The sequence below is a fragment of the Dactylosporangium sp. NBC_01737 genome (assembly GCF_035963215.1).
In the GTDB taxonomy this organism is placed as follows: Bacteria; Actinomycetota; Actinomycetes; order Mycobacteriales; family Micromonosporaceae; genus Dactylosporangium.
The window spans coordinates 2792225-2806814 of record NZ_CP109153.1; the positions used below are offsets into that span (position 1 = coordinate 2792225).

13 protein-coding genes and 3 pseudogenes are annotated in these 14590 nt (G+C 67.6%); 8 read left to right on the top strand and 8 right to left on the bottom strand.

Annotation, left to right across the window (positions count from 1 at the left end; genetic code table 11):
- The first annotated feature begins 186 nt into the window (after nt 1-186).
- Complete coding sequence (locus OHA72_RS12370) at nt 187-3312, top strand: FG-GAP-like repeat-containing protein (protein WP_327007990.1); 3126 nt, start codon at nt 187-189, stop codon at nt 3310-3312.
- 942 nt (nt 3313-4254) lie between these two features.
- Nucleotides 4255-4479, top strand: a complete 225-nt coding sequence (locus tag OHA72_RS12375) for a hypothetical protein (protein WP_327007991.1) — start codon at nt 4255-4257, stop codon at nt 4477-4479.
- A 733-nt stretch (nt 4480-5212) separates the two neighbouring features.
- Here the strand turns inward: OHA72_RS12375 and OHA72_RS12380 are convergent.
- Nucleotides 5213-6386, bottom strand: a pseudogene (locus OHA72_RS12380) (AAA family ATPase); the annotation flags it as partial.
- Nucleotides 6387-6401: 15 nt separating this feature from the next.
- On the opposite strand from OHA72_RS12380, the gene OHA72_RS64625 reads away from it, so the two are divergent.
- Nucleotides 6402-6854, top strand: a complete 453-nt coding sequence (locus OHA72_RS64625) for a transposase (RefSeq protein ID WP_442788714.1) — start codon at nt 6402-6404, stop codon at nt 6852-6854.
- Between the two features lie 57 nt (nt 6855-6911).
- Here the strand turns inward: OHA72_RS64625 and OHA72_RS12385 are convergent, their stop codons facing one another.
- Complete coding sequence (locus tag OHA72_RS12385) at nt 6912-8015, bottom strand: NAD(P)/FAD-dependent oxidoreductase (protein ID WP_327007992.1); 1104 nt, start codon at nt 8013-8015, stop codon at nt 6912-6914.
- A gap of 81 nt (nt 8016-8096) precedes the next feature.
- Here OHA72_RS12385 and OHA72_RS12390 point away from each other — a divergent pair, with 81 nt between their 5' ends.
- Entirely contained in the window at nt 8097-8579 is a 483-nt protein-coding gene (locus OHA72_RS12390) for a MarR family winged helix-turn-helix transcriptional regulator (protein WP_327007993.1), read from the top strand.
- An 828-nt stretch (nt 8580-9407) separates the two neighbouring features.
- Here the strand turns inward: OHA72_RS12390 and OHA72_RS12395 are convergent.
- Both OHA72_RS12395 and OHA72_RS12400 read right to left on the bottom strand, forming a co-directional pair.
- A pseudogene (locus OHA72_RS12395) lies at nt 9408-10013 on the bottom strand (IS1380-like element ISGosp1 family transposase); the annotation flags it as partial.
- Between the two features lie 28 nt (nt 10014-10041).
- Nucleotides 10042-10377: a hypothetical protein gene (locus OHA72_RS12400; RefSeq protein ID WP_327007994.1), complete on the bottom strand. Its 336-nt coding sequence runs from the start codon at nt 10375-10377 to the stop codon at nt 10042-10044.
- Nucleotides 10378-10629: 252 nt separating this feature from the next.
- On the opposite strand from OHA72_RS12400, the gene OHA72_RS12405 reads away from it, so the two are divergent.
- Both OHA72_RS12405 and OHA72_RS12410 read left to right on the top strand, forming a co-directional pair.
- Nucleotides 10630-11127, top strand: a complete 498-nt coding sequence (locus OHA72_RS12405; protein WP_327007995.1) for a hypothetical protein — start codon at nt 10630-10632, stop codon at nt 11125-11127.
- A gap of 116 nt (nt 11128-11243) precedes the next feature.
- Entirely contained in the window at nt 11244-11636 is a 393-nt protein-coding gene (locus OHA72_RS12410) for a hypothetical protein (protein ID WP_327007996.1), read from the top strand.
- 36 nt (nt 11637-11672) lie between these two features.
- Here the strand turns inward: OHA72_RS12410 and OHA72_RS12415 are convergent, their stop codons facing one another.
- Both OHA72_RS12415 and OHA72_RS12420 read right to left on the bottom strand, forming a co-directional pair.
- Nucleotides 11673-11807, bottom strand: a complete 135-nt coding sequence (locus tag OHA72_RS12415; protein ID WP_327011991.1) for a hypothetical protein — start codon at nt 11805-11807, stop codon at nt 11673-11675.
- Between the two features lie 136 nt (nt 11808-11943).
- A pseudogene (locus OHA72_RS12420) lies at nt 11944-12366 on the bottom strand (hypothetical protein); the annotation flags it as partial.
- 90 nt (nt 12367-12456) lie between these two features.
- Here OHA72_RS12420 and OHA72_RS12425 point away from each other — a divergent pair.
- Nucleotides 12457-12663, top strand: a complete 207-nt coding sequence (locus tag OHA72_RS12425; protein WP_327007997.1) for a DUF4193 family protein — start codon at nt 12457-12459, stop codon at nt 12661-12663.
- A gap of 313 nt (nt 12664-12976) precedes the next feature.
- On the opposite strand, the gene OHA72_RS12430 is transcribed toward OHA72_RS12425, so the two are convergent.
- The gene (locus OHA72_RS12430) at nt 12977-13675 is read right to left on the bottom strand and encodes a hypothetical protein (RefSeq protein ID WP_327007998.1); all 699 of its coding nucleotides are present in this window, start codon (nt 13673-13675) and stop codon (nt 12977-12979) included.
- A 79-nt stretch (nt 13676-13754) separates the two neighbouring features.
- Nucleotides 13755-13988, bottom strand: coding sequence for a hypothetical protein (locus OHA72_RS12435; RefSeq protein ID WP_327007999.1), 234 nt, complete (start codon nt 13986-13988; stop codon nt 13755-13757).
- 178 nt (nt 13989-14166) lie between these two features.
- Between OHA72_RS12435 and OHA72_RS64630 the strand changes: the two genes are divergently transcribed.
- Complete coding sequence (locus OHA72_RS64630) at nt 14167-14451, top strand: hypothetical protein (protein ID WP_442788567.1); 285 nt, start codon at nt 14167-14169, stop codon at nt 14449-14451.
- Nucleotides 14452-14590: the final 139 nt, after the last annotated feature.

A 14590-nucleotide genomic window follows, 5' to 3' on the forward strand; every position in this document is an offset into this window, starting at 1 on the left:
CTGGCCACGCGATCGCCGAGCGACGTGTGTCGCACAGTCTGCCCGGGGCCAGATGCCCAACCGAGGGTTCGCCTCGACGTCGTGCCCGGGATGGTTGGCAGGATCCAACAGTTCTGCAACGCAATCTTCACACCGGCCCGGCCATTGTCTCCGTGTGCGTGTACCGACTTTCCACAGGAGACTTTGGTGAAGGTATCGAAAGGCCTGCTCACCGCGGTGACCGCGGTCGTGGTGGTGCTAACGGGAACCAGCGTGGCGCTAGCCGCGCCCAGCCCCGAAATCCCCGCGCCCACCCAATTGGTCGGTGGTGACCCGGGTGTCCGCGGCGCGGCCGCGCTCGTGGCCGGACGGCCGGCGTTCCTGCAGGCCAGCGCGGACGACGCGTTCGTCCAGGGCTCGGTCATCACCTCGGAAGGGACGCGGTACGTCCCGTACGAGCGCACCTACGCGGGCTTGCCGGTCATCGGCGGCGACTTCGTCATCGCCGCCGACGCCGGCGGCAAGGTCATGGCCAACTCCGTCGCGATGAAGCGCCCGATCGGAAACCTGTCCAGGACCCCCACCCTCGCCCAGGCCGACGCCGAGAAGGTGGCCGGCAAGCAACTGAAGATTCTCGACAAGGTCGAGAGCACCCGGCTGGTCGTCTACGCCCTCGGTGAGGAGCCGCGGCTGGCCTGGGAGTCCACCGTGGCGGGCACCGGGGCCGACGGTGCGAACCTGCTCACGGTTGAGGTGGACGCGCTCACCGGGGCGGTCCTGGCCACCCAGGATCATGTGTCGGAAGGTACCGGCGACAGCGCGTTCAACGGGCCGAATCCGATTCCGTTGAACACCACGCGCAGTACCAGCGCGGGTGCCTGCGCCCCGGTGACCGCGCCCTGCTTCGCCCTCCAGGACCCGACGATCACCGGCCTGAAGTGCCACGCTTACAACATCAACGACCCCATCAACAGTCCCCTCATCAAGAGCACCGTCGACAGGTTCGGCAACGGCAACTCGTCATCCGTCGAGACCGGCTGCGCCGACGCCATGTTCGCCGCACAGACCCAGGACCGGATGCTGCGGCAGTGGCTGGGCCGCAACAGTTTCGACGGCAACGGCGGCGGGTTCCGCATCGAGGTCGGGCTCACCGTCCCAAACGCGTTCCACATGGGTGGCCGGGACCCCAAAGTCCAGATCGGCCGCAACGTCAACGGCCAGTTGCTCACTTCTCTCGACATCGTCGCGCACGAGTTCGGCCACGGCATCGACGACAAGACACCGGGCGGCAAGTCCAACAACAATACGGGGGAGTTCATCGCCGACGCGTTCGCCGCCTCCACCGAATTCTTCGCCAACGAGCCGGCCCCGTTCGACACCCCCGACTTCCTGTTCGGCGAGGTGGGCAAATTCGACGGGTACGGCCCGGACCGCAGCATGTTCGACCCGGCGTCGCTGGGGGGAGGCATCAACTGCTACTCCGCATCCGTCCCCAACGCAAGCACCGAGGTACACCGTGCCGCCGGCCCGGGCAACCACTGGTTCTACCTGCTCTCCCAGGGCAGCACCGCCTTCCCAGGCCCGGCCAGCCCGACCTGCGACGGCAGCGTGATCCTCAACGGCCTCGGCATCAAGGACTCCATCCGGATCCTCTACAACGCCATGCTGATGAAGACCACCGCCAGCTCCTACCTGCGCTACCGCGTGTGGACACTGCAGGCCGCGATCAACCTGTTCCCCGGCAACTGCAACCCGTACAACGCTGTGCGTAACGCCTGGAACGCCGTCAGCGTGCCGCAACAGACCGACGAGCCCACCTGCACCGGCACTGGCGCCGTCAGCGACTTCAACGGCGACGGCAAGACCGACTTCGCGGTGTTCCGGCCCACGACCGGACAGTGGTTCATCAAAGACATCGGCACCACGGCCTTTGGGCAGAGCGGAGACGTGCCGGTACCCGGTGACTACAACGGCGACGGTCAAACCGACCTCGCGGTGTTCCGGCCATCGACCGGACAGTGGTTCGTCTTCGGCAATGCCACCGTCAACTTCGGTGCCAGCGGAGACGTGCCGGTACCCGGTGACTACAACGGCGACGGCAAGACCGACCTCGCGGTGTTCCGGCCATCGACCGGACAGTGGTTCGTCTTCGGCAATGCCACCGTCAACTTCGGTGCCAGCGGAGACGTGCCGGTACCCGGTGACTACAACGGCGACGGCAAGACCGACCTCGCGGTGTTCCGGCCATCGACCGGACAGTGGTTCGTCTTCGGCAATGCCACCGTCAACTTCGGTGCCAGCGGAGACGTGCCGGTACCCGGTGACTACAACGGCGACGGCAAGACCGACCTCGCGGTGTTCCGGCCATCGACCGGACAGTGGTTCGTCTTCGGCAATGCCACCGTCAACTTCGGTGCCAGCGGAGACGTGCCGGTACCCGGTGACTACAACGGCGACGGCAAGACCGACCTCGCGGTGTTCCGGCCATCGACGGGACAGTGGTTCATCTTTGGCGGGGCGACGGTCGGCTGGGGTGCCAGAGACGACATTCCCACCAACCGCTGGCCCCTTGGCGTCAAGCGGGCCGTCAACGACGTCAACGGCGATGGTCGGACTGAGTTCGTCGTGTACCGCCCGTCGACGGGACAGTGGTTCGTCTTCGGTGGTCCCACAGTCAGCTGGGGCGCCAGCGGGGACGTGCCGGTACCGGGCGACTACAACGGCGATGGTCAGACCGAGTACGTGGTGTTCCGGCCGTCGACCGGGCAGTGGTTCTTCATTGGCGGGGCCACAGTCAGCTGGGGTGTCAGCGGGGATATACCGGTACCGGGTGACTACAACGGCGACGGCAAGACCGACGTCGCGGTGTTCCGGCCGTCGACGGGACAGTGGTTCGTCTTTGGCGGTGCCACAGTCAGCTGGGGTGTCAGCGGGGACGTGCCGGTACCGGGTGACTACAACGGCGATGGTCAGACCGAGTACGTGGTGTTCCGGGCGTCGACCGGGCAGTGGTTCTTCTTCGGCGGGGCCACAGTCGGCTGGGGTGTCAGCGGGGACGTACCAGCACCGGGCGACTACAACGGCGACCGCAAGACCGACCTCACAGTGTTCCGGCCCTCGACCGGGCAATGGTTCGTCCTTGGCGGGGCCACGGTCAACTTGGGCGCCAGCGGAGACGTGCCGGTACCCGGTGACTACAACGGCGACGGGACGACCGAGTTCGCGGTGTACCGGTCCTCAACGGGGCAATGGTTCGTCAATGGCGGGGCGACGGTCGGCTGGGGTAGCGGCAACGACATCCCTACCAACCGCTGGCCCCTCCCCAGTCAGTAGCCACCCAGCACCATAGATCGCGACCGACAGCTACCCGACAGCAGTGGCCCGGCGAGACCCCGCCGGGCCACTGTCGCGCTTGGCAAAGTGCTCCGATCCACAAACCTCGACTTCCACTACTTCGCAGACCACGTCGTGGCTGTGACAGTCATAGGTGGGTTCTGGCCCACTTTTGGGATGCTGTTGGTGATCTTGGGTTCAGTCGTCAGTCAGCGTGGAAGAGTTCTTGCAGGAGAGTTCGTGGTCGTCGGTGTTGGTCGGGCCGGTGTTGAGCGAGCCGGACGATGTTGGTGCCGGCGGCAGTGAGGACGTGTTGGACGTGGGACCGGGCCGCAGCGGAAACGCAGCCCAGCTGACGGTTACCGCTGCGATCACCTCCGGCGACTGGGCGTCTCAGGTCGATCGGAGCGCAGATGGACGCATGCGGCGTGACTGCCGGGGTGCGCTCCTCACGGTGACCGAGAACTGGCGGTCGCCGAGTCCGCCACGGCGCCGACCCAGCATGCGTCGCAATGTTGTGAGCCGGGCGGCTAGGCCGCCGTTGGCCTCCCGGATCGCCGCGACGTCAGCGTGACACCCGGCACGAGAACATTCGGCATCCTCGACGGGTTCCGGCGGGGGCGGCTTCCCGCGCCTGCCGACCTACGCTCTCGGGAGCGTTAGAAACCCGTGGACGTGATCAGTGGAAGGGTGCACTCGTGTCGGCTGAATTTGTTGTTTGCGACGGTCCCCGTGCAGGGCAGCGGATTCCGGTTCAGGGTACGCGGCTGACGATCGGGCGTGACCCCGACACACCTCGGCTGATGTGGCTGACACGCTCATTCCCGGTGGAGTGATCGAGCACAAGCCTCTCGGCGCCAGCGTTCAAGGAAGCCAACTGCGACCAGCGCACGGTGGGCTATCAACGGCTGCGGATTATGCTCGAGATGGACAAGGGAGGCCATGGTGAAGATCGTGCTGCGCGTCCGGCTCACCGGCGGCGATCACATGGACATCACACACGAGGACCCCGACGCCGTCGACGCAGACGAGCTCGTTGAGCGCATCGTCTCCACGCTTGCGCAGGACTCGGGTGTGCTTCGCAGCAGGCATGGTGACCGGCTGGTAGTGCTCTACGGCCGAGGCGTTGCCGCCATTGAGGTGGCGCCGCGCGGCGCTGTCCTGTGACAGACATCGGCGCTACGGCCTCGACACGACCGCGGCATCCCTCCGGCGGGATGCTCTCAAGCGGGCCGCGCACCACTTTCTGAATCCGCGGCCCACCTCCTCGGCCGGGGCGCGCCGACCCCGACTGGATACCCGGCTGGGAAGACCTGACGCCCCGGGACGCCGCGACGCGCAGCGACAGCGCCGACCTGGTCCACTGGCAACGCGGCTGCGTCAACGCTCACGCCGCCCCGACGCACCAGGGTGAACACGCCCACATCGCTGGTCTCCCGCCGCAACAACTCGCTCGGGGTCATTGGCGCTGAACACGACCCAGTGGACGCCGGCCGCCAATACACAACAACGCCGGACGGCACCAGCAGGCGCGCGCTACCGCCAAAATCGCGCTAGTCAGCGGGGGAGCGCAGGCGCTGGGAGTAGCCGAGGGAGACTCCCCCGAGTTCTCACCCCGCGCCGGCCGGGTTCCGGCGTAGCGTAGATATTGCCTGCGAGACGAGCGGGAGAGCGAAACTGGTAACCCAGTTGAGCTGAGAGGCTGAACGACTGAAAGGTCGGACGGCGATCCCGTACACCTGACCCGGGTAATGCCGGGGAAGGAAATCGCCTCGCAGGTTATTTGTGTGCACTGAAACACCGGCCACGCCGCCCCGGTGATGGTGTGCTTGACGTGCTTGACGGACGCGGAGTCCTCCCGGATGGCCGCCGATCGAGGCGTACCGCGCCGAACGGGCTACTACGTCTGTTGCGCCAGACTCGCGTCGTCGAACGCTGCTGCGGTCGGTTGCGTCTGCTCAGGCATGATGTTGAACTTCTCGGCGGTGCGGAACAGCAACGTGGCTCTCTGGAATTGTTGTGGATCGCCTTCGCAGTCGATGACCACGATCTGACCGGGGCACAGCTCGTTGAACAGGATCCGCTCCGACAGCGCGTCCTCGACCTCGCGCTGGATGGTCCGGCGCAGCGGCCGGGCGCCCAGCACCGGGTCATAGCCCTTGTTCGCCAGAAACTTCTTGGCGTTGTCGGTCAGCTTCAGACCCACGTCCTTGTTCCGCAACTGGGTCTCGATCCGGGCGATCATCAAGTCGACGATGTCAAGGATCTGCTCCTGCAGGAGCTGGTCGAACACGATCGTGTCGTCGATGCGGTTGAGGAACTCCGGGCGGAAGTGCTGTTTCAGCTCGTCGTTGACTTTCTGCTTCATCCGCACGCAGTTGGACTCGTTGTCCTCGCTGGCCTGGAAGCCGAACGAGACCGCCTTCGCCACATCCCGCGTGCCGAGGTTGGTGGTCAGGATGATCACCGTGTTCTTGAAGTCGACGGTACGTCCCTGACCGTCGGTCAAGCGGCCGTCCTCAAGAATTTGCAGCAGCGTGCTGAGCACATCCGGGTGGGCCTTCTCGATCTCGTCGAAGAGGACCACGGAGAACGGCCGCCGACGGACCTTCTCGGTCAGCTGGCCACCCTCGTCGTAACCGACGTATCCGGGCGGCGCGCCGACGAGGCGGGACACCGTGTACTGGTCGTTTGAATTCCGACATGTCGAGCTGGATCAGCGCGTCCTCGGACCCGAACAGGAACTCTGCCATGGCCTTGGACAACTCCGTCTTCCCGACGCCGGAGGGGCCGGCGAAGATGAACGAACCCGAGGGCCGCTTCGGGTCCTTCAACCCGGCCCGGGTCCGGCGGATCGCCCTGGACACCGCCTTGACCGCGTCGTCCTGGCCGACGAGGCGCTTGTGCAGCTCGTCCTCCATGCGCAGCAGCCGTGCGGTCTCCTCCTCGGTCAGCTTGTAGACCGGGATGCCCGTCCAGTTCGCCAGGATCTCGGCGATCTGCTCGTCGTCGACCTCGGACACCACCTTCGGGTCGCCAGCCCTCCAGTCCTTCCCTCGCTGCGCCTCCTGACCCGGCTCGTCGGTGACATCGGCGCTGTTGACCGGTTCCGCAGCGCTGCGCATTTCGCCTCGTGGAACGGCACCGCCCCGATCGAGGCATCCTCCGGTGACCAGAAGCGCCACCGGCTCTCCCGCGCCGGCAACCGGCGTATCAACCGGGTGCTGCACATCATGGCCGTCGTCCAACTCCGACGAGACACCCTCGGCCGCGCCTACTACCGGCGCCGCCTCGCCGAGGGCAAGACGACCATGGAGGCAATGCGGGCCCTCAAACGGCACCTCTCCGACGTGGTCTACCAGCGAATGGTCCAGGACGCCAAACGCGCCCGAACCGGTGCGACGGGCCCGGGAGGACACTCGGGAGCGACTCTGCAATCCAGCGCGGACGACCCAATCCCGACAGCCGCCTCTTCGGACAAGTCACAACCCGGACCCGCCACCGCCAAGCGTAGAACAAACGCCCTCGCCGCAACCCCTTGACTAGAGGGGATCCATGAGAGTGCGTCAGATCAGTTGTGACAGCTGCAAATGGAGGGGTCAACGGCGACCCCGGTTGAAACGGGCGGTGAATCGTGCGGTGAACAGGTCGGTGCCTTTGCGCTGGTGGACTGTCTCCGCGGTGGCCGCAGCGGGGCCGTCGGCGGTCGGGAGTTGGCCGACGCCCGCGTGGGTTCCCAGTGGCAGCAGAATCCGTCGGTCGGACGTCGGGATGTGGATGGCTTCGGGCATCTCGCCAGCGAGTTGCGCTTTGATGTTGGCGGCCACGATGACGGCGTGTTCCATGGCGTAGGAGGCCATTTTCGGATCGGGGAGGTCGGCGAGGTCACCGACGGCGTACACGCGGTCGTGGCCTCGGACGTTCAGGTGTTGGGTTACCGGGATCATTCCGTGGTCGGTCAGGGGGGTGAGGTGTCCGTCCACCAGATAGCTGGAATTGATCTGGAGGCCGAACGCGCGGAACCAGATGTCGGCGACGATCTCCTCGTCGTTGTCGGTGGTAACCGCGAAACGGGCGGTCTTGCCGGCCGGGACCGGGGGCAGAGCGGTCAAGCTGGTACCGAGCCGCAGATCGATGCCGCGTTCGTTCAGCTGGCGGTGCAGGTTGTCACGCACCTCGGGGAGGAAGCCGGCAAGCAGCTCAGCGGCCCAGTCGATGATGATCACGCTCTTGTCCGGCCAGACGTCCTTGATCTCGCCGGCCAGCTCCAGGCCGACGGGGCCTGCGCCGAGGATCAGCGCGCGGGCGGCGCCGGATAGCTCCTTGTGTGTCTCGCGGAGGTCGTCCAACTGCTCGGCTATCCCCGTTGTCTCCGGGTGAGGTTTGGCCGGATACGAGTAGTCGGAACCGGTGGCCAGAACGAGATAGTCGGCTCGAACCCGCTCGCCGGACGCGAGTGTCACGCCTTGCGGGTCCACAGAGACCGCCCGATCACGAATGATCCGTCCCCGCTCGAGCAGGGTTCCGTACGGGAAGAACGCGTTGGGTGCCCAGTCCGGGCGGGTCAGTGCCCGCAGCGACGCGGCCGCGTTGACGAAGCCTTCCCTCGGGTCGATGAGGATGACGTTCGCGTCGGCGTCGAGTTCCTTGGCCACCAGCGTTCCGCCGTAGCCTCCGCCGATGATCACGACTGTTCGTTCCATGCCGGACCCTTCTAGAGTTGACGCGACAACTATACCGGCCGGAGTTGTCGCGTCAACTCCGGCGCCGGTATGATTTAGGCCATGGCCGAACCTCGCACCCTGGCACCGGAGCAGTGGGAGCTGTGGCACACCTGGATGCAGGCACAACGCTTGCTCCACCGCGAACTCGACCGGGATCTGCAGCGGGACCACGGCATCTCCAAGGCCGAGTTCAGCGTGCTGGTGACCTTGTACGAGACCCGCGGGGAAGAGATGCGGGTCGGCGAACTGGCCGAATCACTCGGCTGGGAGAAGAGCCGCGTCGCACATCAGCTGACCCGGATGGAGAACCGTGAGCTGGTGGATCGGACCGACCACGAGTCCAACGGCCGCCGTGCCGGCATCCGCCTGACCGCGAAAGGCCGCAGCGCGGCCCAGACCGCCATCGTGGGCCACGGAAGCAATATTCGTCGCTACTTCTTCGAGGCACTGACCTCCGACCAGGCTACGGCCATCCACGCGTGGAGCCGCCAGACAATCGACCACATCGAAGCCCGCGACCCGAAGCTGACGAGCGGTACATAACACAGATGGCCGACGAGAACTGTGGTCCGCACAGCGCACTCTTCTCGGCAGGACGGGAAGCCTTGGCCTCGCCGTGCTGGTCACACGCTGTGACGTGCACGGGCCGGCTGCCGTGCACCAACGGCGGCATATGCGGACACGTGCTTGAGCGCTGCCGGCGGCATGGCCGCGCGATCACGGAGCCCGGGGTCGCGCGGCGGCTGCGGTCCGGGCATGTTACGACGGCGGCGGCGGGTCTGATGACCCCCGAACATGGCAAGATCACCGCGGCATGCAGCGGGAAACGATCTTCTCGTCGAGGTCTGAAATCCGGCCGAGGTCAGAAGCCCGGACAACCCTGCTGAAGAGCGGTTCGACGACCCGCGTCGCCGTCCAAGATCCAGACCAGTCGGCACGGGCCGGCGCTCACCGGCACGGGCCGGTCTGGACCGTTCCGAAACAGCCGATCACATTTGGAACACATCAGGTCCACAGTGGACAAGCAAACAGAAGCGGTTGATCTACGTTTCCGCAGATCAACCGCCTCTTGATGTTGCGCGCCCGAAGGGACTCGAACCCCTAACCTTCTGATCCGGAGTCCAGAAGGTCGGCGTTCCTGGTCAGAGCCTTGATCGGCTTCGCGTGGCCAGCCCAATTGCACCGGAAATCTAGTGAATTGTCCGTCCACAGTGGAGCTCTTCGCAATCACCTCCGGCGACAGGGCGTCTCAGGTCGATCGGAGTGCGGACGGGGACGCGTGTGGCGTGGCCGCTGGGGTGCGCTCCGCCCAGTGGCCGAGCACCGGCGGTTGCCGAGTCCGCCACACGTCGCCGGCCCAGCATGCGTCGATCATGTGGACTCGTCACGCCACGGCACCCCAGCCACGGGTGATGCGGTTGGAGATGCCACCGCCTGCTGCCAGGGCCACCGGCTGGGCAGGTACAGCACGAGGCGTCGGACTCGGCGGGCGAGCCGGGCGGGGATGTTGATCGGGTGCCGGCGAATGGTGGCGGCTCGGGCGGTGCCGTAGTGGGTCCGATGAGACAGCCAGCGGCGCGCAGGAGGTTGTGGGCTATCGCGGCGAGGGTGAGTCAGGCGGCGTTGGCGGCGAACCGGCCAGACGGTAGGTGGGCGAGGGTCCGTCGATGAGGTCGGCGAAGACCTGTTCGATAACGGCGTGTCCGCGGTGGATGAGATCGGCGTCCACTGTGGACTCGGTGGTGTCGGTGAGGAACGCGTGATACCGCCAGAGCTCGAAGAGTCCTCCTGACCTTCGGGTGCGGGATTGCGTTCCTTGACGCGGCGCACGACGAGCCGTGCGGTGACCTTGTGGCTGGTGGACTCGAACGCGGTGCAGACGGTTTCGGCGACCTGCGCGTCGGAGATCCAGCAGCCGGTCCGCTCGTCCTGGACGCCGCCGGGGTAGCGCACCGGGGTCCACGCGGTCTCGTCGATGCGGCCGGTTCCGCCACCCCCCAACTGCTCAGGTCCTGCCAGCTGCAGTCGCCGAGCCGGCCGCGCGGGTACCGAAGTTGATCTTGTTGTAGAAGCAGAACCATCCGGACGGGCAGTCCGCACCGGCAAGGCTCGTGGCGGGGCGGGCGACGGTGACGACGAACCTGCCGCCGCCGTAGCTGATGTCGGACGGTCCGGTCTGGACGCCGCCTGGGTGCTCGGCCAGATACGCATCGACGAGATGCTGGCTGGGACCATCGCCTGGAGCGGCGACAGCGGGCGTGGGTGCGGCGGCCGGCGCTACCCCGGTCAGCGCGAGGATGGCGGCGGTGGTACGCAGGACTCGGATCGTGAGACGTGACATGGGAACCCCTATTGTTGTCGACCCGCAGCGCACGTCGACTGGCCGCGAACAGGTGGCCGACCACGCTTCCTGCGACAGAACCGGAATCCGTGACCGGTAGCGGCCGTGTTGCGGTCAGACTGCCACCCGGCGCAGGTGACGTGGCTGGCGGGCTGGCCGGGAACGCTTGACTGGTACGTGCAACCGTCTGGTGTCATGCGCCGTCGAAGGTGCCGCGGCGTGTGGCCGGACCCGTCGACACGAGGGGTGTCCATGACCAGTTCCACCGCCGAACGTGGCCGGACAGAGACCAGCGAGCGGGAAGGCGAAGAAGGTCCGCTGCATCCGTTGCTGCTCGCCGCGTTGATGGCGCGCCGCGAGGACCGCGGCGACAGCATCATCGAACACCCGCTGCTGCTCGCCGCGCTGGCCCGGCGCCGCCGCGACGACGACAGCGAAGGCGGCATCGAACACCCGCTGCTGCTCGCGATGCTCGCCCGGCGCCGCCGCGACGACGACAGCGAAGGCGGCATCGAACACCCGCTGCTGCTCGCCATGCTCACCCGGCGCCGCCGCGACGACGACGAGGGTAGTATCTTCGAACACCCGCTGCTGCTCGCCGCGCTGGCCCGCCGTGGCCGCGACGACGACAGCGAGGGCGGCATCGAGCATCCGCTGCTGCTCGCGATGCTCGCCGGCCGCCGCAAGCGGCGCGGCGAGAACCTCGTCGAACACCCGCTGCTGCTCGCGGCCATGCTGGCCCGCCGGTAGCCGGCCGGTCGCCGGTCAGCCCCGCGCGACCCGACATCCGAACGCGATCCGCTCTCCGGCCCGCATGTCCTGGAGGGCGGGTCGCGCCATCCGTGCAACAGAAGGAGCCATCTGCCGTGGCGGCTGAATCGTCAGCATCCGACGACCCAGGACAGCATCAGCAGGTCGAGGCGTTGATCGACGAGCTCATCTCGGAGATCCTCAACAGCAGCGACGCCGGGCAGTCCACGAAGTCCGCTGGACGGGGCCGTTCCTCGTCGCCGGCGGGCCTGTTCGACACCGTTCGCTCCACCATGGCCCGTACCGCCTCCGGCGCATCCATGCTGGAACGGCTACTGCTCGCCGAAGCGATCGCCGGCATCCTCGCCGACGCGATCGCACCCGCCCTCGCCGACGTCCTCGCACCCAGGATCATGAAGGCCCTGGAACCGACCGGCGAGGCGGAGGCAAGGCCCCCGGCCGCCCGGTCCCATCCGACCGAGCGGACCCGCAAAACCGACGCAAAGTGACAACGAGCAAGGGCGGCGGGCCGGTACCGTGAACTGCTACCGGCCCGCCGCACCACCAACGTCACGGAGACATGCCAGCCGCAGCCCCGAACCACGCTGGGCGGCGAGGAGGTCCGGCAGCAGGTCCAGCGCCGTCGCCGCCTTGTCCACGCGGTAACCGGGGCTCTGCACCACCGCAGCGTAGGGGCACCGAACGAGGCCTTGTTGACGAACATCCGGTCGCCGGCCCAGCCGACGTCGACCCGGAGCTCGACCCGTCGGTGAGCGCCTCCAGCCCCCGTGCCGGGTCGGTGCGGGGCAGGCAGAGATCCATCGCGAAGTGGTTGCGCGTGCCGGCGGCGACGACCACGAACGGCAGACCGTGCTCGACCGCGACCCGTGCCACCGCAGCCTGGGTACCGTTGCCGCCCGCACTCCCAGCAGGTCCGCGCCGGACTGCACGGCCTGGCGGGGCCAGCGCGGCCGTGCTGACCTCCTGCCGCCCTTCATTGAAGCCCTCGCCGACAGCGCCCCGTTCGCCTGGCCTCTGGTCAATCTGCCGTCCGGCGCAGCGCCTCAGCGGCGGCGGCGCTGACCCACCCGGCTCAACTCGGCTCCTGCTGGCACTCGTCGCTGTCCAGAGACGACGAGTTGGCGCCCTTCCACTGCGGCCACCGACAGGCCGCGATGCCCAACCGTCGATCGTGCGGAGCAGCGCGGCGAGGGCGGACCCGACCAGGACCCGTGCCACCAGCCGGACGATCCATACTCTTGAGCACCGGACATGACCCGTACGGTCTACCGTCGTGACACCACGGACCGAGCCGGGGAAGCCACCACCATGAGCGAGCCCATCGACTACGACGCACCACGCCGAGCCGCGGTCGAGATTGAGGACGACAGCCTGGAGGCCCTCACGGCGCGCAGCACGGCGGTGCAGTCACCGAGAGTCGACCCCGACGAGACGGAGCCGACCGAAAACTTCGAGTTGCCCGGCGCCGACCTGTCCCGATCAGTCCGCTCGCCGCCGAGGCAGGAAGTTCCGTGAGCAACTCGGCCAGCCGCCGAAAACGCTGGCGGGGCTCGTGCGGTTCAGGTCCACGGTCCGCCGTGTCCGCGGGGAGCAGCGCTGGAAGCCCGCCGTGTTCGGGTCCGGCTACTACGACCAGGCCCACTTCTCCCGTGACATGCGGCAGTTCACCGGAGTCACACGACGTCTTTCTTGAGGTCAACGGACACACCGGCAGTTCCAGCGACTTCGGGCATACGCGCCCCTGTCGACGTCGACGACGGTCGATGCCCGGCCACCCGCCAGCTCGGCCGCGGGCCGTCCGTGGGCCGGCGCCCGCGAGCGGCCATGTTCAGCGACGCGCAGGCAGGGGAGCGCTGGGGTACTTGTCGCCGCCTCGGATGTCGTAGCGGCCCACCGCGCGGATCACCCCGTTGACCATGTCTCTGATCAGGTCGTGTGCGTCGGCATCGTCGTCGACCTGCCAGCAGAACTCCGGCACCTCGTCCACGAACACCAGCACCGGCCGCACGTATGGAGTGAGCCGGAACACCAGGCTCCAGGTCGGGCCGTGCACCCGCATCAGCAGCCCGCCTGGACCAGAGTCCAACCGCACCTCCCCGCGCCGCGCGTTCGCCACGACCGTCGGCGTCTCCCGCAGCGCCGTCAACGCCCCCGGTGCCTCCCCCACCGACGACGGCAGCGACGTGGACATCAGCAGGGCGCTGCCGCGATAGCCCCGGCCCAGCGGGGTGGCGAGCATGTCCGCGTACACCCGGTCCGCGAGCATCCGACGCCGCGGCGCCCGCTCGGTCGATCCTTCCGGTTGCGCGTCCATGTCCGGGGTGTCGTAGCCGGGCACGGCCGGGTCACCGCGCGGCAGCGTGACCAACGTCGACGGCGCACCACGCGCCCGCGTCTGCCACTGCGCATCACGCAACGTCGCTTGCCGCAGGTTCCAGTCGTCGTCGGCCCACGCCGCCCACGCCGCACGCGTCACCGGCTTCGGCAACCGCCACCCCAGCGGGGCCACCGAATATCGAAACAGCATGCGAGACCGCACACTGCGACGCGCCGGGAAACGCCACCGACGGCGACCACCCACCCACCCAGCTTGACACCTCCGACCGTTACCACACGAGCAGCCCGTTCCGGCCGGAAGCGCCCGTGGTCGCGCCGAGACCGTCGTCTTCGGCGGGCAGGTGGCCGGTAGCCGGGTCGGTACCGCCCCGGACGTGGTGGACACGATCACCGTCGACGCCGGGATCGCGGTGGGCGCAGTCCCGGATGCGGGCGAAGCGGCACCCGACGAGATCCCACACCGCGTCGGCGGGCGCCTCGATGGTGATCTGGCGAGTCAACATGGACATGACCCCAGGTCCGGCGGGCCGAACCGCGGTCCATTCCCGGGCAGGAAATCGTCGCCGGTCGTACCGGCTGAAATACTGTCGATCATGACAGGTTGGCCGGCGGAAACGGCGAGCCCCGTTCGGCGTCCGGCTGCGGCGGTGGCGCCGGCATCGGCGGATCAGCCAGCTGGCGTTGACGGGGCAGGTTGGCTCGACACCACAGCACATCTCGTTCCTGGAAACCGGCCGGTCAGGGCCGAGCCGGCAGACAGTGCTGCGCCTCTGGTCAGATCGGGATGGGCCGCGGAAACCGGGCGCGGCGGCGAGCTCATCATGGAGGCTGGCGCACAACGCCCACGCTGCTGGCCGTAGCTACCACAGAAATCGGCGAGTAGGACCATCGGCGCATCGAGTGATGCATGACCGGTCCGGCCGCAAGGGCACGCCGCAAGGGTCGCGCCGTCCGCAATGGACCTGATTCCGGCCTGCTGGTTGACCCCCACCCGACGTTGGATGCGTGGCGTTGCCACAGCCGTTTCAGCAAGAACCGAGGAGTGCTGGGCCACGCGAGGCCATGATCGTTCGCGAGCCGCAGGTCCTCCGGCGACTGATCTCGA